At 56.1% G+C, this 19,085-nt stretch carries 19 protein-coding genes; 5 read left to right on the top strand and 14 right to left on the bottom strand.

Annotated elements, in window-relative coordinates; translation table 11 throughout:
* Positions 1-6 precede the first annotated feature (6 nt).
* Genes sdhA through sdhC form a run of 3 tightly spaced genes read right to left on the bottom strand, consistent with a single transcriptional unit; the run spans position 7 to position 2,518 of the window.
* The gene (sdhA, locus tag KI228_RS07225; RefSeq protein ID WP_043001369.1) at positions 7-1,773 is read right to left on the bottom strand and encodes a succinate dehydrogenase flavoprotein subunit; all 1,767 of its coding nucleotides are present in this window, start codon (positions 1,771-1,773) and stop codon (positions 7-9) included.
* Positions 1,773-2,120: a succinate dehydrogenase membrane anchor subunit gene (sdhD, locus tag KI228_RS07220; RefSeq protein WP_043001370.1), complete on the bottom strand. Its 348-nt coding sequence runs from the start codon at positions 2,118-2,120 to the stop codon at positions 1,773-1,775. The genes sdhA and sdhD overlap by 1 nt, the downstream gene beginning before the upstream one ends.
* Positions 2,114-2,518 (bottom strand): succinate dehydrogenase cytochrome b556 subunit, encoded by a 405-nt coding sequence (sdhC, locus tag KI228_RS07215; RefSeq protein WP_043001371.1) that lies wholly within the window; start codon positions 2,516-2,518, stop codon positions 2,114-2,116. Before sdhC ends, sdhD begins: the two co-directional genes overlap by 7 nt.
* Positions 2,519-3,212: 694 nt before the next feature.
* On the opposite strand from sdhC, the gene KI228_RS07210 reads away from it, so the two are divergent.
* Together KI228_RS07210 and KI228_RS07205 are read left to right on the top strand one after the other, a co-directional pair.
* Entirely contained in the window at positions 3,213-4,496 is a 1,284-nt protein-coding gene (locus tag KI228_RS07210; RefSeq protein ID WP_043001372.1) for a citrate synthase, read from the top strand.
* Positions 4,497-4,682: 186 nt separating this feature from the next.
* Positions 4,683-5,729 (top strand): AbrB family transcriptional regulator, encoded by a 1,047-nt coding sequence (locus tag KI228_RS07205; protein ID WP_044266336.1) that lies wholly within the window; start codon positions 4,683-4,685, stop codon positions 5,727-5,729.
* Here KI228_RS07205 and nei read toward each other — a convergent pair.
* The 11 genes from nei to KI228_RS07150 all read right to left on the bottom strand — a co-directional run bounded on the left by nei (position 5,726) and on the right by KI228_RS07150 (position 14,934).
* Positions 5,726-6,517: an endonuclease VIII gene (nei, locus tag KI228_RS07200; RefSeq protein WP_054176149.1), complete on the bottom strand. Its 792-nt coding sequence runs from the start codon at positions 6,515-6,517 to the stop codon at positions 5,726-5,728. The two genes, KI228_RS07205 and nei, sit on opposite strands and share 4 nt — an antisense overlap.
* A 23-nt stretch (positions 6,518-6,540) precedes the next feature.
* A complete protein-coding gene (gene pcp / locus KI228_RS07195; RefSeq protein ID WP_043001375.1) occupies positions 6,541-7,185 on the bottom strand; it encodes a pyroglutamyl-peptidase I in 645 nt (214 codons plus the stop codon).
* Between the two features lie 9 nt (positions 7,186-7,194).
* The gene (locus KI228_RS07190) at positions 7,195-8,190 is read right to left on the bottom strand and encodes a DUF979 domain-containing protein (RefSeq protein ID WP_061070371.1); all 996 of its coding nucleotides are present in this window, start codon (positions 8,188-8,190) and stop codon (positions 7,195-7,197) included.
* Entirely contained in the window at positions 8,187-8,915 is a 729-nt protein-coding gene (locus KI228_RS07185) for a DUF969 domain-containing protein (protein WP_043001377.1), read from the bottom strand. The genes KI228_RS07190 and KI228_RS07185 overlap by 4 nt, the downstream gene beginning before the upstream one ends.
* A 77-nt stretch (positions 8,916-8,992) precedes the next feature.
* Complete coding sequence (gene pxpA, locus KI228_RS07180; RefSeq protein ID WP_044266447.1) at positions 8,993-9,727, bottom strand: 5-oxoprolinase subunit PxpA; 735 nt, start codon at positions 9,725-9,727, stop codon at positions 8,993-8,995.
* A complete protein-coding gene (gene pxpC / locus KI228_RS07175) occupies positions 9,717-10,649 on the bottom strand; it encodes a 5-oxoprolinase subunit PxpC (protein ID WP_061070373.1) in 933 nt (310 codons plus the stop codon). The genes pxpA and pxpC overlap by 11 nt, the downstream gene beginning before the upstream one ends.
* Positions 10,643-11,299, bottom strand: a complete 657-nt coding sequence (pxpB, locus tag KI228_RS07170) for a 5-oxoprolinase subunit PxpB (protein ID WP_043001379.1) — start codon at positions 11,297-11,299, stop codon at positions 10,643-10,645. The genes pxpC and pxpB overlap by 7 nt, the downstream gene beginning before the upstream one ends.
* A 21-nt stretch (positions 11,300-11,320) precedes the next feature.
* Positions 11,321-12,064 carry a radiation resistance protein YbgI gene (ybgI, locus tag KI228_RS07165; protein WP_043001380.1) on the bottom strand — a complete coding sequence of 248 codons (744 nt, stop codon included), beginning with the start codon at positions 12,062-12,064 and terminating at the stop codon, positions 11,321-11,323.
* Between the two features lie 175 nt (positions 12,065-12,239).
* The gene (gene phrB, locus KI228_RS07160) at positions 12,240-13,658 is read right to left on the bottom strand and encodes a deoxyribodipyrimidine photo-lyase (RefSeq protein ID WP_054176147.1); all 1,419 of its coding nucleotides are present in this window, start codon (positions 13,656-13,658) and stop codon (positions 12,240-12,242) included.
* Positions 13,659-13,679: 21 nt separating this feature from the next.
* Positions 13,680-14,633 carry a YbgA family protein gene (locus KI228_RS07155; protein WP_061070374.1) on the bottom strand — a complete coding sequence of 318 codons (954 nt, stop codon included), beginning with the start codon at positions 14,631-14,633 and terminating at the stop codon, positions 13,680-13,682.
* A gap of 94 nt (positions 14,634-14,727) precedes the next feature.
* Positions 14,728-14,934: a YbfA family protein gene (locus tag KI228_RS07150; protein ID WP_043001383.1), complete on the bottom strand. Its 207-nt coding sequence runs from the start codon at positions 14,932-14,934 to the stop codon at positions 14,728-14,730.
* Between the two features lie 308 nt (positions 14,935-15,242).
* Between KI228_RS07150 and kdpF the strand changes: the two genes are divergently transcribed.
* The 3 genes from kdpF to kdpB are packed head-to-tail and all read left to right on the top strand — an operon-like array spanning position 15,243 to position 19,079.
* The gene (gene kdpF, locus KI228_RS07145; RefSeq protein WP_042285393.1) at positions 15,243-15,332 is read left to right on the top strand and encodes a K(+)-transporting ATPase subunit F; all 90 of its coding nucleotides are present in this window, start codon (positions 15,243-15,245) and stop codon (positions 15,330-15,332) included.
* Positions 15,332-17,005 (top strand): potassium-transporting ATPase subunit KdpA, encoded by a 1,674-nt coding sequence (gene kdpA, locus KI228_RS07140; protein ID WP_061070375.1) that lies wholly within the window; start codon positions 15,332-15,334, stop codon positions 17,003-17,005. The genes kdpF and kdpA overlap by 1 nt, the downstream gene beginning before the upstream one ends.
* A gap of 25 nt (positions 17,006-17,030) precedes the next feature.
* Positions 17,031-19,079, top strand: coding sequence for a potassium-transporting ATPase subunit KdpB (kdpB, locus tag KI228_RS07135; protein WP_043001385.1), 2,049 nt, complete (start codon positions 17,031-17,033; stop codon positions 19,077-19,079).
* The last annotated feature ends 6 nt before the right edge of the window (positions 19,080-19,085 follow it).

The raw sequence follows: 19,085 nt of genomic DNA, 5'->3' as shown, positions 1-19,085 counted from the left end.
TCCGCATTAGTATGTACGAATCTTCGGCGGGAATGCCGGGCGCAGTTTCGGTTCCATGTTGACTTCACGTCGGGTCATGGATTCCGTCTCTGGCAGATACAGGGAATGGCACAGCCAGTTTTCATCATCACGCTCCGGGAAGTCGAAGCGGCTATGCGCGCCACGGCTCTCGGTACGGAAGTTGGCGGATACTGCGGTGGCATAGGCAGTTTCCATCAGGTTATCCAGCTCCAGACACTCTACGCGCTGGGTGTTGAATTCGCTGGAGGTGTCGTCCAGACGGGCATTTTTCAACCGCTCGCGGATGGCTTTCAGCTCTTCAAGCCCTTTCGCCATCGCATCGCCTTCCCGGAAGACCGAGAAGTTATGCTGCATACATTCCTGCAGCGCTTTGCGAATCACTACCGGATCTTCACCATCACGGTTATTGTTCCAGCGATTCAGACGCGCCAGGGACGCGTCGATTTCGTCTTCTGTGGCATCGCGCAGTTCACCCTGCTCAGCGATAGATTCCTGCAGATGCAGACCGGCCGCACGACCAAAGACCACCAGATCCAGCAGCGAGTTACCGCCCAGACGGTTAGCGCCGTGTACCGATACGCAGGCGATTTCACCCACCGCAAACAGCCCCGGAACCACCACGTCTTCACCCTGCTCGTTCACCGTCAATGCCTGACCGGTTACTTTGGTCGGAATACCGCCCATCATGTAGTGACAGGTTGGGATAACCGGTATCGGCTCTTTCACCGGGTCAACGTGTGCAAACGTACGGGACAATTCCAGAATGCCCGGCAGACGGGATTCGAGGACGTCTTTACCCAGATGGTCAAGTTTCAGTTTAGCGTGCGGACCCCAAGGACCATCGCAGCCGCGACCTTCACGGATTTCAATCATGATGGAACGCGCCACCACGTCACGGCCCGCCAGGTCTTTCGCATTCGGCGCATAACGCTCCATAAAGCGCTCACCGTGTTTATTCAGCAGGTAACCGCCCTCACCGCGGCAGCCTTCTGTTACCAGCACGCCCGCACCGGCAATCCCGGTTGGGTGGAACTGCCACATTTCCATATCCTGAACCGGAACACCGGCACGGATTGCCATCCCCACGCCGTCGCCGGTGTTGATGTGCGCGTTAGTGGTGGACTGATAAATGCGGCCTGCGCCGCCGGTGGCCAGCACGGTTGCACGGGCTTTGAAGTAAACCACTTCACCGGTTTCGATGCACAGTGCGGTACAACCGACCACTGCGCCATCGGCGTTTTTGACCAGATCCAGCGCATACCACTCGGAGAAAATGGTGGTGTGGTTTTTCAGGTTCTGTTGATACAGCGTATGCAGCAGTGCGTGACCGGTACGGTCAGCTGCCGCTGCGGTGCGTGCCGCCTGCTCACCGCCGAAGTTTTTCGACTGGCCGCCAAACGGACGCTGATAGATACGACCGTCGTCGAGACGGGAGAACGGCAGCCCCATATGTTCCAGTTCCAGAATCGCTTCCGGACCGGTTTTACACATATATTCGATAGCGTCCTGGTCACCGATGTAGTCCGACCCTTTCACGGTGTCGTACATGTGCCATTCCCAGTTATCTTCATGGGTATTACCGAGCGCGACGGTGATGCCACCCTGCGCGGAAACGGTATGGGAACGGGTTGGAAACACTTTGGACAGCAGCGCACAGGTCTGGCCGCTCTGGGAAATTTGCAGCGCCGCACGCATACCTGCGCCGCCTGCGCCAATAACTACAGCATCAAATTCTCTGACTGGCAGTTTCATTACACACCCCACACCACAACAAATCCATAAATCACGTAAACCACCAGTGCAACGACGATAGCCAGTTGCAGCGACAACCGAATTGCCAGTGGTTTAACGTAGTCGGTCAACACCTGCCACATGCCGATCCAGGCATGAATCAAGATGGAGAAGAGTGCCAGCAGGGTGAAGACTTTGGTGAAAGCCGATGAGAAGAAACCGGTCCAGACTTCCCAGGTCAGTTCGCCGCTTGTGGCGAAGAAACCCACCATATAGATGATGTATAACGTCAGAACGATAGCGGTAGCACGGACCAGGATGAAGTCATGTACGCCATTGCGTCCTAGTGCGGAGGCGTTGCTTACCATACGAGGACTCCTGCGAGAAGTGAAAGCACGACAGTGATAACAAAAGAGATTTTGGCTGAGCGTTTACCCGCTTCGAATGTTTCTTCCAGATAGCCAAAATCCATCATCATGTGACGAACACCGACTACGACGTGATACGCCAGCGCGGTAAGGATGCCCCACATAATAAATTTAACAAAAAAGCTACCCATGATGGCGGATGCCTGCTGGAATCCTTCAGGGGAAGAGAGGCTGGTGCCCAGTAACCACAACAGGATCCCGACCGCCACAAAGGTGATCACTCCGGAAACGCGATGGAGAATGGACGCTATCGCCGTGATTGGGAACCGGATCGTTTGCAGATCCAGATTGACAGGTCTTTGTTTTTTCACATTTCTTATCATGAATAACGCCCACATGCTGTTCTTATTATTCCCTTTGGACTTCGGGTACAGAGAGTGAATCACCTGTAGCCTGAAAGACGACGGGATTTCCTTCCTCCGGTCTGCGTGCGGGTCAGACAGCGTCCTTTCTATAACTGCGCGTCATGTAAAACACTGCTTCCAGTTGCTAAAACGACACGTTACAACGCTGGGTGGCTCGGGATTGCAGGGGTTTCCGGAGACCTGGCGGCAGTATAGGACGTTCACAAAATCATTACAATTAACCTACATATAGTTTGTCGGGTTTTATCCCGAACAGTGACACAGGTCACGATAACAACATTTATTTAATTTTTAATCATCTGATTTGACAATCATTAAACAAAGTTGTTACAAACAACACCAGAAAAGGCATATAATGCGTAAAAGTTATGGGGTCACTCTTTAACCTGCAAATAAGTTATGTAACAGTAGGAAGATATTGACCGATCCCTTCAGTACAGTTAATAGTGATAGACAGGTTGAATAATTCGGATTGCTAAGTTGTTGATTTGTTGCTAATTCACCATGAGTTAACTGATTTACCTGCAAGCGCCCATTGCTCTGTACCCTGGTTTCTCCTCTATCCAGAGCGGCGAGCCGAATAACAAACTGGTAACGGTTGATTGATGTATCGATGGCAAATCTCACCTGAGTAGTCTTAAGCAATAAGGCGCTAAGGAGACCGTAAATGGCTGACACAAAAGCAAAAATCACCCTAAATGGTGATACGGCTATTGAACTGGATGTGCTGAAGGGCACGCTAGGTCAAGATGTTATTGATATTCGTAGCCTGGGTTCGAAGGGGATGTTTACTTTTGACCCTGGTTTCACCTCTACTGCATCCTGCGAATCCAAAATTACGTTCATCGACGGCGATGAAGGCATTTTGTTGCATCGCGGCTTCCCGATCGATCAGTTAGCCACCGAGTCTAACTATCTGGAAGTGTGTTACATCCTGCTGAACGGCGAAAAACCGACGCAGGCAGAGTACGACGCATTCAGAACCACCGTGACTCGCCATACCATGATCCATGAGCAAATCACCCGTCTGTTCCACGCTTTCCGTCGCGATTCACATCCGATGGCGGTCATGTGCGGGATCACCGGTGCGCTCGCCGCGTTCTATCACGACTCTCTGGATGTTAACAATCCGCGCCACCGCGAAATCGCCGCATTCCGCCTGCTGTCCAAAATGCCGACAATGGCGGCGATGTGTTACAAATATTCTATCGGCCAGCCGTTTGTTTATCCGCGTAACGACCTCTCCTACGCCGGTAACTTCCTGAACATGATGTTCTCCACGCCGTGTGAAACCTATGAAGTGAACCCGGTACTGGAACGCGCAATGGACCGTATCCTGATCCTGCATGCCGACCATGAACAGAACGCCTCCACCTCAACGGTACGTACTGCTGGCTCGTCTGGCGCGAACCCGTTTGCCTGTATTGCTGCGGGTATTGCATCCCTGTGGGGACCGGCGCACGGTGGCGCGAACGAAGCGGCGCTGAAGATGCTGGAAGAAATCAGCTCGGTTAAACACATTCCGGAATTCGTTCGTCGTGCGAAAGACAAGAATGACTCTTTCCGCCTGATGGGCTTCGGTCACCGTGTTTACAAAAACTACGATCCGCGTGCCACCGTGATGCGTGAGACCTGCCACGAAGTGCTGAAAGAGCTGGGTACCAAAGATGACCTGCTGGAAGTGGCGATGGAGCTGGAACACATCGCGCTGAACGACCCGTATTTCATTGAGAAGAAACTTTACCCGAACGTCGACTTCTACTCCGGTATCATCCTGAAAGCGATGGGTATCCCGTCTTCCATGTTCACCGTGATCTTCGCCATGGCGCGTACCGTCGGCTGGATTGCGCACTGGAGCGAAATGCATACCGATGGCATGAAAATCGCGCGTCCACGTCAGCTGTACACCGGCTACGAAAAACGCGATTTTAAATCTGACCTTAAGCATTAATCGTCAGACTGCCGGATGGTGACGCGACTGCGTCTTATCCGGCCTACGGTTGTCAATTCGTAGGCCGGATAAGTAGTAGCGCCATCCGGCAACTTCCCTACCTTTTCTTGACCCTCGCTATATTAATCTTCTCCGCCCTTCTCTATGATTTACGGATAGTTTGTTCATTTCTTCCGGGAGCACAGGATGCCAGTTCTGCAGTGGGGCTTGTTGTTTTTGCTGTCACTCCTTCTGTCCCTGCTCTTTCTCAGCATTCATCTTCCGGCGGCGTTACTGCTCGGCCCGATGATCACCGGTATTCTGTTTAGTCTTCGCGGTATCTCACTAAAGCTTCCTCGCTGTACGTTCCTCGGCGCGCAAGCCATTCTTGGCTGTATGATCGCGCAGAATTTGTCAGGCTCATTATTAACGACGCTGGCGGCAAACTGGGTAGTGGTGCTGGCAGTTCTGCTGGTGACGCTGCTCTCCAGTACGGTCGTTGGCTGGTTACTGGTTCGCTACAGTTCACTCCCTGGCAATACCGGCGCGTGGGGCTCATCTCCCGGCGGTGCGGCGGCAATGGTCGCGATGGCGCAAGACTACGGCGCCGATATCCGCCTGGTCGCCTTTATGCAATATTTGCGGGTACTGTTTGTCGCTGGCGCAGCGGTGCTGGTGACGCGGTTTATCATGGGCGAAAGCGCAGAAGCCGTCAGCCAGCAGATTGAGTGGTTCCCGCCGCTGAGCGGCAATCTGTTCACGACGCTGCTGTTAGCGGCGGTTGCCAGCGTTGTCGGTCGGGTGCTGCGCATTCCCTCCGGTACCATGCTGGTGCCGATGCTGGTAGGCGCCCTGCTGCACGCAAGCGGCGTGATGGTGATTGAACTGCCGGAATGGCTGCTGGCGATAGCGTATATGCTTATTGGCTGGCAGATTGGTCTCGGATTCGACAAGCAGGTCTTCTTTATGGCGCTGCGACCGTTGCCGCAAATCCTGCTCTCTATCTTCGCCCTGCTTGCCATTTGCGCAGCAATGGCCTGGGGAATGACCCACTATATGCAGATTGATTTTTTAACCGCCTATCTCGCCACCAGCCCCGGCGGGCTTGATACGGTTGCAGTCATTGCCGCCGGCAGTCACGCCGACATGTCGCTGATCATGGCGATGCAAACCCTGCGGCTGTTCAGTATTCTTCTCACTGGCCCTGCCATCGCCCGTTTTATTTCAGCCAAAGCGCCGCGACAAGCGCATTAATGCTGGCAATGTGGACACCAGTAGAACGGCCGTGAGGAGAGCGTGGTTTTCTCGATGATCCCGCCACAACGTTCGCAAGGTTCACCGTCGCGGTGAAACACCTTAAAGCGAAACAGCGCGCCATGATGCTTATTTTCATCGACCTGCCCACGCGTGGTGTAGGACAAGCGCGGAATATCCAGCAGCGCATGCGCTAACGCCGTCAACTGCGCATCGCTGAGATCGCGCGCTTTATGCTGACCGGTTATCCCCACCTGCCAGAGGATCTCCACCCGCAGATAGTTTCCCAGCCCAGCGAGAAAAGCTTGATCCAGCAACAGCCCGGAAAACTGGCGGTTGCGAAAACGCGGCGAGAGTAATCGGGCTTTCACCGCATCAGGGGTCAGACGCGGGTCCAGCACGTCCGGCCCAACCCGTTGCAGGAAGGGATGGGTAGTGAGCTGTTCCGGCGTCAACATCTCAATGTCAGACGCGCTATAAAGCAGAATGGTTTTATCCGCGGTTTGCAGTTTAACGCGCAGAATACGGGTGGTGTGCGGCATGTCGCCACTGTCCACCACGTGCCAGACGCCATACAGCTGATTATGGCTGTAGAGCGTCAGACCCGCGGAAAAATGGGTCAGCAACGCTTTGCCGCGCGTCTCCATCGCCGTGACGGTCTGCCCCACCAGTGTGGATTGATACGGTTTTAACTGCGCAAAGGCAAACCAGACATCCGTCAGGGGTTTGCCTTTGATCGCCGCCTCCAGGCTATCCGCCGCGCGGCGGATCTCCGGGCCTTCAGGCATGGTTCTGTCCTTATCTGAGAAGATTAGTGCGTGGCGCCACCTGTCACGGCGATGTCATCGTCAACCTGCAATGCGGTAGCGATCGCCACCTCCAGCGCCAGACGCACCGTTTCCGCCGCCATACTGGGCGCCCCCGGATGCGCCGCCGCCTGCTGCGGCAGATAAGGGATATGGATGAATCCCCCCTTCACCTCCGCGATGCCGCTCAGTTTGTGGAGCAATCCGTACATCACATGGTTGCAAACAAATGTCCCCGCCGTCTGTGAGACCGACGCTGGCACACCGGCTTCACGCATCGCCGCCACCATGGCTTTGACTGGCAGCGTGCTAAACCAGGCCGCTGGTCCACCAGCAACAATCGGCTCATCCACCGGCTGTTGGCCTTTATTATCCGGAATACGGGCGTCGTCGACGTTGATCGCCACGCGCTCAACGGTAATATCGGTCCGTCCGCCCGCCTGTCCGATGGCCAGCACCAGCGACGGAGAGAGCGTATCAATGGCGGAATTCAGCACACTGAGCGACTCGCCAAACACACACGGCAACTGACGCGCCACCACGCGGCACCCGGCGATGATAGCATTGTCGAGCTGCGAGACCACTTCCCAGGAAGGGTTAATCTGCTCGCCGCCGAAGGGCTCAAATCCGGTGATTAATACCGTTTTCATCCGTCCTCCTTACAGAAACATCAGGAAATACATCAGGAACACGTTGACTAGCAGCAGCAGTATGCCGGTTGGCACCTGCGCTTTAATGACCGCGTTTTTATCTGGCAGTTCCAGCAGCGCGGCGGGCACGATGTTGAAGTTTGCCGCCATCGGCGTCATCAGCGTACCGCAATAGCCGGAGAACATCCCGATAGCCGCCATCACCGCCGGGTTACCACCGTGCTGAAGCACCAGAATCGGAATGCCAATTCCCGCGGTGACAATCGGGAAGGCGGCAAACGCATTGCCCATCACCATCGTCAACAGCGCCATCCCAATGGTATACACCGCCACCGCGATAAAGCGGCTGTCGACGGCCAGATACTCTTGAGTAAGATACGAAATGCCACTGCCAACGCCTGCCGCCGTAAACAGCAGTCCTAACGTTGCGAGGATCTGCGGTAAAATAAATGCCCAGCCGATGGAATCCAGCAGGCGGCGCGCCTCCTGAATCGGCTGATGCACCCTCTCATGGGTCATTTTGATAGCCATACCGAGACCAATCAGTGAGCCTGCGGTCATCGAGAACAGCGTCACCAGCGTGGCATGATTACCCGGTCCAAACAGAGCGTCCTGCAACCCCGGAATGTGATTGAACATCAGTACGCCAATCACGGTGACGACCGGAATGGCCAGCGCCGGGTAAAACAGGCGGTTAGCCAGACGCGTCGCGCTCTCTTCCCGCTGCTCGCGGGTGCGCTGATGATAACTGCCCAGCTTGACGCCGCCAAAACCGGCGATCAACGCCATGATCACCACCGCGACGCCGACGGCAATGTTGACTATACGTTTGTCGCCCACCAGTTGATACGTCCAGTCGCCCAGCAGGAACAACAGCCCATAGACGCCCCAGAATAACCCGGTCGTTAACCGACGCGGATTAGCTTTATCCTGCCAGGACATAATGGCGACAATCAGCAGCACGATCCCCGCCAGCCAGTAGAGGTAGCTTTGTTGAAAATTCATTGCGCCTCTCCTTTGCGGGTGTCAACAGAACCGGCTTTCGCCATTTCGCGTTGCAGATAGTTATCCAGCCGCCACAGGCGCGTACCATGGATCACGAAGGCGCACAGGGCCGTTGGGATCCCCCATAAGGCAATGTGCAGCGGTTCGGTCTGAATACCGCCGGACTCCAGCATAAAGTTGTGCATGAAGATAATCGCGCCGAACGCGACGAAGATATCCTCACCAAAAAAAAGTCCCACGTTATCCGTCGCCGCCGACATCGCTCGCAACCGGTAGCGCACCGCGCCGGGCAATGCCCCGTACGTTTTCTCCGCCGCCCCTTCCGCCATAGGCGCTAACAACGGACGCACCATTTGCGGGTGACCGCCCAGGCTGGTCAGCCCTAGCGCAGCGGTGGCTTCACGAATAAACAGATAGACGATCAGCAAGCGACCTGATGTAGCGCTTTTAATCCTGGCAATCCACGCCTGGGCGCGCTCTTTCAGCCCGTGACGCTCGAGCAGGCCGATAACCGCCAGCGGGATCAGCAGGATAAACGGCAGGTTGCGGGTGTTGAGAAAACCTTCACCCAGCTTTTCGAGGATCGTGGCGATCGGCATTTGCGCCGCCAGTCCTGTGACGATCCCGGCGACAATAACCACCAGCACCGGGTTAAAACGTAAAAGAAATCCAACCACAATGACGGCGATGCCCATCAGTGGCCAGAGCGTTATTGCATCTCCCATAATCCATTCCTGTATGTTGTGTTTTGTTGTGGTGTTTTTATATGCGCAACCCCTCTATGGAGGCTGCGTCAGTGTGCTCAGGCAACAATGGTGATTCTGCGGGCTTCAAACGCCGAGCGTAAACGTCGGGCGAAGGCCAGCGCGTGTTCGCCATCGCCATGAATACAAACCGTTTGCGCCACCACGCTTGTCCATTCACCGGTAATGCTTTTCACGCGTCCGGTTTCCACCATTCCCAGCGTTTGCGCCAGCGACTGGTCCTCGTCTTCAATCAGCGCGCCCGGCTGCGTGCGTGGCACCAGACTGCCGTCCGCCTGATAACCGCGATCGGCGAACACTTCCTGGCGCGTGACGAGACCGTAACGCTCACCCGCGCGGACAAGCTCACTTCCCGCCAGGCCGACCAGAATCAGTGCCGGATCGCAGGCGTACACCGCTTTGGCAATGGCATCCGCCAGTTGCGGATCTTTCGCCGCCTGGTTGTAGAGCATGCCATGCGGTTTCACGTGCCGCATGACGCCCCCCTCCGCCCGGGCCATGGCCGCCAGCGCGCCGATTTGATACAGCGTTTGCGCATAGACCGTTTCCACAGGCAGCGTCATCGCCGTGCGGCCAAAGTTTTCCCGATCCGGAAAACTCGGGTGTGCCCCAATGGCTACGCCATTTTTCAGCGCCTCGCGCACGCTGGTCAGCATGGTTTGTGCATCGCCGGCATGAAAGCCGCAGGCAATGTTGGCCGATGAGACCAGCGTCAACAGTTCTCCATCGCTGGCGCAGCCTTCGCCGAGATCCGCATTTAAATCAATGTTCATCATTGAGTCGCCATGTGAGTTGTTCCAGATAGCGCTGTTGGTCCTGCCGCGCTTTCAGCGCCTCCTCCAGCGAACACTGAACAAAGTGAATGGGTTGGCCGAGCGGGATCTGCGCCAGATGGTACATGTCTGCCTCGATTATGCAGGCAATGCGCGGATAGCCGCCGGTCGTCTGGGCATCGTTCATCAATACAATCGGCTGACCGTTGTGCGGAACCTGAATCACGCCAGGCAGCAGACCGTGCGACACTAGTTCCCGATCCGTCATTCGCATCAGCGGTTGTCCCTGCAGGCGGTAGCCCATCCGGTTACTCTGCGGACTGAGATGCCACGGCGATCGCCAGAACGACTCCTGCGAAACGGCGTCAAATTCGTGGTATTCCGGCCCCGGCAGCGCCCGAATGCGATTCCCCCATAGCAGCTGTTTTACCCCTCGCGCTTCCAGGAACGTCCGTCGGGGTTTGCCGGTTGCCAGCCGGTCGCCGTCTTTCAGCAGGCGTCCTTCCAACCCGCCGATGCCCACTTTGAGATCGGTACTGCATGACCCCATCACTTCCGGCACGTCGATACCGCCCGCGACGGCAAGATAGCTGCGCATACCGTGCTGCGGACGTTTTAGCACCAGACGCTGGCCCGCTTTCACCGGCAGACGCCAGCCCGTCCAGACGGGGTGATTATCCAGCCGCGCTTCGCATCCTGCGCCGGTCAGGGCAAACCAGCCGTCGGTTTCAAATTCCGCAACCAGTTGTCCGAGGGTAATTTCCAACACCGGAGCACTGGCCTCATTACCCACCAACAGGTTAGCGATTTGCATCGCCGGTTTATCCAGCGCACCACAATGGCTAACGCCTGACTGACGAAAACCGTGACGACCGCCATCCTGAACGGAGGTGTACAATCCCGCGCGAATAATATTCAGCATACCCCCTCCTTCTGCGGGATAAAGCGCACGCTATCGCCAGGGCGCAGGAGAACCGGTTCCTCTTTTTTCGGGTCGAACAAGGCCTGCGAGGTATGACCAATCAACTGCCAGCCACCAGGCGTTGGCAGCGGATAAATACCGGTTTGCGGTCCGCCTATACCCACCGATCCAGCCGGAACGATCAGCCGCGGCTCAGCGCGCCTGGGCGTGTGCAGTTGTTCCGGTAAGCTACCGAGATACGGGAATCCCGGCTGAAAACCTAAAAACCAGACCACATACTCGACCGACGCGTGCAGCTCCACTACCTGCTTTTCGCTCAGGCCGCTGTGGCGGGCTACGTCCGCCAGATCGGGACCACCGGCGCCGCCGTAGGTCACCGGAATTTCGATATAGCGTGAGTCTGGCTCCAGCGCCTCACTCTCCTCCCACCAGCGTTGCAGGCGTTCAATCGCATCCAGCGCCAGCGTTTGCGGGTCACGCAGGATCACGGTGATATTGTTCATTCCCGGAATCGCCTCGACCACGTTTGGCGTCTCAACCAAACGTTGCGCCAGACGCCAGATACGTTTCTGGCTCGCCAGCGTCACCGGCGGCTCAAGCTCCAGCACTACCGCCGTTTCACCTAACAGATAACAACGCGCTCGTTGCACTTGCGTTCCTCTTGTTTTTATTTATGCCGGGTTTGGAATATCAATAAACGTCACATCCAAATCGGTGTTCTCCGTCAACCATTCGCTGAGCGCACGGATCCCGCCGCGTTCGGTGGCGTGATGCCCGGCGGCGTAAAAATGCAGTCCCTGTTCACGGGCTGAGTGGATGGTTTGTTCGGAAACTTCACCGGTGATAAAGGCGTCAACGCCAGCCTGCGCGGCGCTGTCGATGAAGCTTTGCCCGCCGCCAGTGCACCAGGCGACACGTTTGATAGTATCCGGCCCGGTATCACCGCACCATAACGGCCTGCGTCCAAGACGTGCTTCAATCCACGACGCCAGTTCCAGCCCAGGGACCGGCATCGTCAGTTCGCCCCAGGGAACCAGCGGCTCGATTTCGCCCATCACGGTGATCCCCAACAGGGCCGCCAACTGTGCGTTGTTGCCCAGTTCGGGATGTGCATCCAGAGGGAGATGCCAGCCGTAGAGGTTAATGTCATTCGCCAGCAGCGTTTTCAGGCGATTGCGCTTCATCCCGCGAATCACCGGAGATTCGCCTTTCCAGAAATAGCCATGATGAACGATGACCGCATCAGCCTGCAGACGCACCGCTTCATCCAGTAACGCCTGACTGGCGGTCACACCGGTGACGATTTTTTGCACCGTTTCTTTGCCTTCAACCTGCAAACCGTTTGGCGCGTAGTCGCTGATGGCGGCGCTGTTCAGTTTCTCGTTGATCAGTTGTTCCAGTTCGGTGTTTTTCATCATCGATCCCTTGTTTATTTATGCACTCCGTTAACATAGCATCCCTGTGGCGGTTCGTCGATAGACAATTATTAGCCATATTAAGAAACCATCACCCCGTTCTTAGCCATAAAAAAAGGGGCGTATTAACGCACCTCATTATGAATAGTTATGGCGTCAGGCCGCATAGCCACCGTTAGTTCTTTCGCGCGGCCTCATACGCGGCAAGCGTCTGCTGGCGCGCCAGTTTGTGATCGACAATCGGCTGCGGGTAGTCGAGCGTGATGCTTTCTTTCATCGCCCATTTCCACGGCTCGTGAATCGCCTTGCCCGGTACATGGCTAAGTTCCGGGATCCACCGGCGGATAAACTCCCCCTCTCTGTCGAACTTTTCGCCCTGCGTCGTGGGGTTAAAAATGCGGAAATACGGCGCGGCGTCGGTTCCGGTAGAGGCCGCCCACTGCCAGCCGCCGTTATTCGCAGCGAGATCGCCATCAATCAGTTGCGACATGAAATAGCGTTCACCTTTACGCCAGTCAATCAGCAGATCTTTGACCAGGAAGCTGGCCGCAATCATCCGCAGACGGTTGTGCATCCAGCCGGTGGCGTTCAGTTGCCGCATCGCCGCATCAACAATCGGATAACCCGTTCTCCCCTCCTGCCAGGCCTGTAAATCTTCCGCACGATCCCGCCAGCGCACGCGATCGGTCCAGAGAATAAAGGGGCGGTGTTTGCACAGATTGGGATGGTACGTCATCAGATGGCGATAAAACTCACGCCAGATAAGTTCGTTCAGCCAGACACTGCCCGCGCCGCCGTCCAGCGCCTGCGGCTGTTCCGCCAGCAGGCGATGCAGACACTGGCGCGGCGATAAGCCACCGGTAGCAAGACTGGCGGATAAACGACTGGTGCCCTCAATGGCCGGGAAGTCGCGACATTCGTCGTACTCTCCTGCCCCCTGCTGGCAAAACTGGCGTAACCGGGCAATTGCGGCTTTTTCTTCGGCGGGAAAAAGGGCGGGGTCGAATTCCTGTTGCGGATAGTGAAGGTTAATTGGCACCAGCGCGGAAGAAACACTACCGTTCTCCCGGCGGGCCGGTGCGGATACGCACTCCGGCATCCCCTCCTTCAGCCGTTTTAACCAGGCGTTTTTAAACGGCGTGAAGACTTTATACATCTCATGATTTCCCGTCGTCACCGCACCTGGCGGCAGGATCACGCTGTCATCAAACCCTTCGCAAACCACATGCGGCAGCGCCTTTTCTACCGCCGCATCGCGTTCACGCTCGTTCACTTCATACTGATAGTTATAAAACAGGTGGCTGACGTCATGCTGTTCGCACACCGCTTTCACCGTTTCAATACTGCCTGCGAAGTCGTCGACTTCCTCAAACAGCAGCGGAATGCCCTTTTCCGCCAGCGCCTGTTGTAAAGCGTTTAGCTGAGCCTGGATAAAGGCGGCCTGACGCGGTGACATGACGTGATTTTTCCACTGCTCAGGCGTGGAGATAAATAACGCCACAACGCGCGCGGCGCGGTGGCGGCAGGCGGCGGCGAGGGCAAGATTGTCATGCAGACGGAGATCGCGACGAAACCAGACCAGATGGGTGGACATAACACTCCCGAATGAAAAAAATCAACTCCCGTAGCGCAGCCGCAGGGCTTCCGGCCAGGGATCAAAATAGCGTTGCCCGGAGAGATACGCATCCGGATATTCTGCCATATAGTGTTTGAGCAGCGTCACAGGCGCAAGCAGTGGCTGCGTAGCGCGTCGGTAACCGTCAATAAGGGAAGCCAACTCTTGCCGCTGACGGGCATTGAGCTGTTTGCGAAAATAGCCCTGAACGTGCATCAGGACATTGGTATGGTTACGCCGGGTGGCAGGATGGGACATCAGTTTCATCAGGCGCAGACGATATTCAATGAAAAAGTCATCAAGGCTTTCCCACTCGTAAAGCGCAGCGACAAAGCGCCCCAGCTCGCGGTATTCCGACTGTGAATGGGCCAGCAGCAACAGTTTATAGCGGCTGTGATAGTCAATCAGCGCGCCACGCGTGAGCCCTTGTTGCCGCAATCCATGCAATTCATGCAGGGCATAAATCCGCGCGACAAAATTTTCCCGTAATTGTGGATCGTGCAATCGCCCGTCCTCTTCAACAGGGAGCCACGGGTAAGATGCCATCAGGACTGAGGTAAAGATACCGCGACCGGCTTTGCGATTGTTTTTCCCATCGGCGTCATAAACACGAACGCGTTCCATGCCGCAACTTGGGGATTTCGCACAGACAATATAGCCACAAAGGTGTTCGAAACGACTGACACGTTCTTCACTGAACGCGGTCATCGCCTGGGTTAAATCGCCCTCGCGCCGGTCACTGAAACGCAGTGCAATTGCCTCTTCCATTTTGACTAAGCGCAATGCAGGACGCGGCACCGGCAGGCCGATCGCCATTTCCGGACAGACGGGTTCAAAGTGCACCCACGGTGAAAGTTCTTCGACTGCAAAGGGCAGGCGTTTGTGTCCACCATCAAAGCGAACCGCCTCCCCTAACAAACAAGCGCTAATGCCAACAGGGATTTTCTCGCTCATGATGTCTCCTTTTCCATTTCTGAAATAAGTGTAGACACAGAGACATAAAAAAACCGCCACATTGCTGTTGGCGGTTTTTCTGAACGCGATGCGCTTAGTAGAAATCGCAGGTGGCTTTTTCAGCCTGATCCATCCACACCGGTTTATCGCTGGTTTTTGACCACACGCGGTGTAAATAGCTATAAAAACGGGCGCGGTCTTTCCAGAACAGCATGACCGGTAGTGCCAGCACCCCAGCCACGACGGCGAAAGTACGGCGTAACAATACAACATGTGCTGGATATTCTTTGTACAACTCCATGATTCTCTCCCCTTTATCTGGCCGGTAATCATCACCGGTAAAGTCAAATTGGTTATCTGCTGAAAATAGTACCGCTTTGCGTGTAATTTTACTACTCATCCGACCACTTATTTTTAGCTATTTACGCTTTATTTATCTTTATCGCGTAATTAAGTTACAAAAAAGTTAAATTAATACTAATCATTAGTTAAATAATGGTCTTTGCCATTTTTATACTTTTTTTACACCCCCGACGTCGATTTTTGCGAAATCTTTGCAGGCAGATATTTACGCTTTGTTTATCACATTTATGCCACGGGAGGTGCACTGTGAGTGCAGGCGTGATAATCGGCATCGTGCTGATTTTCTTATTATTAGGTTACCTGGTATATGCATTGATCAATGCGGAGGCGTTCTGATGGCTGCGCAAGGATTTTTACTCATCGCCAGTTTTCTGCTGATTCTGTTCGTGCTCGCCAGGCCGTTAGGCGCGGGCCTGGCACGGCTGATCGGCAACCATTCGCTGCCTGGTACCGCGAGGGTTGAACGCCTGATCTGGCGCGGTCTGGGCATTTCGACACACGAGATGAACTGGAAGCAGTACCTGCTGGCGATCCTCGCGTTGAATGTGCTGGGGTTGACGCTCCTGTTCCTGCTGTTGTTGTGGCAACACCTTCTGCCGCTGAATCCACAGCAGTTGCCCGGTCTGCCCTGGCATCTGGCGCTTAATACGGCGGTGAGTTTTGTTACCAATACCAACTGGCAGGCTTACAGCGGGGAAACCACCTTAAGCTATTTCAGCCAGATGGCCGGGCTGACGGTACAAAACTTCCTGTCCGCCGCGACCGGCATTGCGGTGGTGTTCGCGCTGATCCGCGCCTTTACCCGCCAGAGCATGAATACGCTGGGCAATGCGTGGGTCGACCTGGTGCGTATTACCTTGTGGATTTTATGCCCCATCGCGCTGGTGATTGCGCTGTTCTTTATTCAGCAAGGCAGCCTGCAAAACCTGCTGCCCTATCAGACTTTCACTACTCTGGAAGGTGTGCAGCAACTGCTGCCGATGGGGCCGGTGGCCTCGCAGGAAGCCATCAAGATGCTGGGGACCAACGGCGGCGGCTTCTTTAACGCCAACTCGGCACACCCGTTCGAAAACCCCACCGCGCTGACCAACATGGTGCAAATGCTGGCCATCTTTTTAATTCCAGCCGCGCTCTGTTTCGCGTTTGGCGACGCGGCAGGCGATCGCCGTCAGGGGCGGATGTTGCTGTGGGCCATGTCGCTCATCTTCATCGTCTGCGTCGCGGTGGTGATGTGGGCGGAGGTCCAGGGCAACCCCCATCTGCTGCAATTTGGCGCGGATTCCACTCTTAATATGGAAGGCAAAGAGAGCCGCTTTGGCGTGCTGGTGAGCAGTCTGTTTGCGGTGGTGACGACGGCAGCCTCATGCGGCGCGGTGATCGCCATGCACGACTCGTTTACCGCGCTGGGCGGCATGGTGCCAATGTGGCTGATGCAGATTGGCGAAGTGGTGTTCGGCGGCGTTGGTTCGGGCCTTTACGGCATGCTGTTGTTCGTGCTGCTGGCGGTGTTTATCGCCGGACTGATGATTGGCCGCACGCCAGAGTACCTGGGCAAAAAGATCGACGTTCGCGAGATGAAAATGACCGCACTGGCGATTCTGGTCACCCCTGCGCTGGTTTTACTCGGCACCGCGCTTGCCATGATGACCGATGCGGGACGCAGCGCCATGCTCAACCCTGGCCCACACGGCTTTAGCGAAGTCCTGTACGCCGTCTCTTCCGCCGCCAACAACAACGGCAGCGCCTTTGCTGGTCTGAGCGCAAACACCCCGTTCTGGAACTGCCTGCTGGCGTTTTGCATGTTCGTCGGTCGCTTCGGGGTCATCATCCCGGTGATGGCGATTGCCGGATCGCTGGTGGCGAAAAAGAGCCAACCGGCCAGTCCCGGCACCCTGGCGACCCACGGCGCGCTGTTTGTCGGTTTACTGATCGGCACGGTGCTGTTAGTCGGCGCCCTAACCTTTATTCCTGCACTGGCGCTTGGCCCAGTCGCTGAACACCTTTCCTAACGCTAAGCGATGCGGAGCAAATGTTATGAGTCGCAAACAACTGGCGCTGTTCGAACCGTCTCTGGTCGCTCAGGCGCTGATGGACGCAGTGAAAAAATTAAGCCCACATACCCAGTGGCGCAACCCGGTGATGTTCATTGTCTGGATGGGTAGCCTGCTGACCACCGTGATTACCGTTGCGATGGCGACAGGACAGATGGCCGGCAGCGCGCTGTTTACCGGGGCGATCTGTCTGTGGCTGTGGGTCACTGTACTGTTTGCCAACTTTGCGGAAGCGCTCGCCGAAGGGCGCAGTAAAGCACAGGCCAACAGCCTCAAAGGAGTGAAAAAGACGGCCTTTGCCCGCAAACTGCGCGAGCCGAAGTACGGCGCGAAAATGGATCACGTTCCGGCCGATGAGCTACGCAAAGGCGACATCGTGCTGGTGGAAGCAGGTGATATCATTCCCTGTGACGGCGAAGTCATTGAAGGCGGCGCCTCCGTGGATGAAAGTGCGATTACCGGCGAGTCTGCGCCGGTCATCCGCGAATCCGGCGGCGATTTCGCCTCGGTGACTGGCGGGACGCGCATTCTCTCCGACTGGCTGGTGATCGAGTGTAGCGTGAATCCTGGCGAAACTTTCCTTGACCGGATGATCGCCATGGTCGAAGGCGCCCAGCGCCGTAAAACGCCCAACGAGATCGCCCTGACCATTCTGCTGGTAGCCCTGACGATTGTCTTTTTGCTGGCAACCGCCACGCTGTGGCCATTTTCTGCCTGGGGCGGTCACGCGGTCAGCGTCACGGTGCTGGTCGCCCTGTTGGTTTGTCTGATCCCAACGACAATCGGCGGGTTACTCTCCGCGATTGGCGTCGCCGGGATGAGCCGTATGCTCGGTGCGAATGTCATCGCCACCAGTGGTCGCGCGGTGGAAGCCGCAGGCGACGTGGACGTATTGCTGCTGGACAAAACCGGCACCATTACTCTCGGTAACCGTCAGGCCTCGGACTTCCTGCCTGCGCAGGGTGTCGACGAAAAAACGCTGGCCGACGCCGCACAGCTTTCGTCGTTAGCCGATGAGACGCCGGAAGGTCGCAGCATTGTGATCCTCGCCAAGCAGCGCTTTAATCTGCGCGAACGTGACGTGCAGTCGCTGCATGCCACCTTCGTCCCCTTTACCGCCCAGAGTCGTATGAGCGGTATTAACATCGACAACCGGATGATTCGTAAAGGTTCCGTCGACGCCATCCGTCGCCACATTGAGGCCAGCGGCGGCCAGTTCCCGGCGGATGTCGAGCAGAAAGTGGACAGCGTCGCCCGTCTGGGCGCCACGCCGCTCGTGGTGGTGGAAGGTTCCCGGGTGCTAGGCGTGATCGCGCTGAAAGATATCGTCAAAGGCGGGATAAAAGAGCGTTTTGCTCAGTTGCGTAAAATGGGCATTAAAACGGTGATGATCACTGGCGATAATCGCCTGACCGCCGCCGCCATCGCCGCCGAGGCGGGTGTGGATGACTTTCTTGCCGAAGCGACACCGGAAGCCAAGCTGGCGCTCATCCGCCAGTATCAGGCGGAAGGCCGCTTAGTGGCGATGACCGGTGATGGTACCAACGACGCCCCGGCGCTGGCCCAGGCCGATGTCGCGGTAGCAATGAACTCCGGTACGCAGGCGGCAAAAGAAGCGGGCAACATGGTCGATCTCGACTCTAACCCCACCAAGCTTATCGAAGTGGTGCACATCGGCAAACAGATGCTGATGACGCGTGGTTCACTGACCACGTTCAGTATCGCCAACGACGTGGCGAAGTATTTTGCGATCATTCCGGCCGCATTCGCCGCGACCTATCCGCAACTGAATGCGCTGAACATCATGCGTCTGCATTCGCCGGACTCGGCCATTCTGAGTGCGGTGATCTTTAACGCCTTGATTATTGTCTTTCTGATCCCGCTGGCGCTGAAAGGCGTGAGCTACAAACCGCTTTCCGCCTCCGCCATGCTGCGCCGTAACCTGTGGATTTACGGTCTGGGGGGGCTGGTGGTGCCGTTTATTGGCATCAAAGTAATTGATTTGCTGCTGACCCTGCTGGGTCTGGTGTGAGGTGTC

This window comes from Citrobacter amalonaticus, assembly GCF_018323885.1.
Lineage (GTDB): Bacteria > Pseudomonadota > Gammaproteobacteria > Enterobacterales > Enterobacteriaceae > Citrobacter_A > Citrobacter_A amalonaticus.
The sequence above is the reverse complement of the archived record's forward strand: the minus strand, read 5'-3'. Positions and strand labels throughout refer to the sequence as shown.

Bases quoted from the DNA above. Each gene is read 5' to 3' on its own strand.
- sdhA (WP_043001369.1), bottom strand. From the start codon at position 1,773: ATGAAACTGCCAGTCAGAGAATTTGATGCTGTAGTTATTGGCGCAGGC.
- sdhD (WP_043001370.1), bottom strand. From the start codon at position 2,120: ATGGTAAGCAACGCCTCCGCACTAGGACGCAATGGCGTACATGACTTC.
- sdhC (WP_043001371.1), bottom strand. From the start codon at position 2,518: ATGTGGGCGTTATTCATGATAAGAAATGTGAAAAAACAAAGACCTGTC.
- KI228_RS07210 (WP_043001372.1), top strand. From the start codon at position 3,213: ATGGCTGACACAAAAGCAAAAATCACCCTAAATGGTGATACGGCTATT.
- KI228_RS07205 (WP_044266336.1), top strand. From the start codon at position 4,683: ATGCCAGTTCTGCAGTGGGGCTTGTTGTTTTTGCTGTCACTCCTTCTG.
- nei (WP_054176149.1), bottom strand. From the start codon at position 6,517: ATGCCTGAAGGCCCGGAGATCCGCCGCGCGGCGGATAGCCTGGAGGCG.
- pcp (WP_043001375.1), bottom strand. From the start codon at position 7,185: ATGAAAACGGTATTAATCACCGGATTTGAGCCCTTCGGCGGCGAGCAG.
- KI228_RS07190 (WP_061070371.1), bottom strand. From the start codon at position 8,190: ATGAATTTTCAACAAAGCTACCTCTACTGGCTGGCGGGGATCGTGCTG.
- KI228_RS07185 (WP_043001377.1), bottom strand. From the start codon at position 8,915: ATGGGAGATGCAATAACGCTCTGGCCACTGATGGGCATCGCCGTCATT.
- pxpA (WP_044266447.1), bottom strand. From the start codon at position 9,727: ATGAACATTGATTTAAATGCGGATCTCGGCGAAGGCTGCGCCAGCGAT.
- pxpC (WP_061070373.1), bottom strand. From the start codon at position 10,649: ATGCTGAATATTATTCGCGCGGGATTGTACACCTCCGTTCAGGATGGC.
- ybgI (WP_043001380.1), bottom strand. From the start codon at position 12,064: ATGAAAAACACCGAACTGGAACAACTGATCAACGAGAAACTGAACAGC.
- phrB (WP_054176147.1), bottom strand. From the start codon at position 13,658: ATGTCCACCCATCTGGTCTGGTTTCGTCGCGATCTCCGTCTGCATGAC.
- KI228_RS07155 (WP_061070374.1), bottom strand. From the start codon at position 14,633: ATGAGCGAGAAAATCCCTGTTGGCATTAGCGCTTGTTTGTTAGGGGAG.
- KI228_RS07150 (WP_043001383.1), bottom strand. From the start codon at position 14,934: ATGGAGTTGTACAAAGAATATCCAGCACATGTTGTATTGTTACGCCGT.
- kdpA (WP_061070375.1), top strand. From the start codon at position 15,332: ATGGCTGCGCAAGGATTTTTACTCATCGCCAGTTTTCTGCTGATTCTG.
- kdpB (WP_043001385.1), top strand. From the start codon at position 17,031: ATGAGTCGCAAACAACTGGCGCTGTTCGAACCGTCTCTGGTCGCTCAG.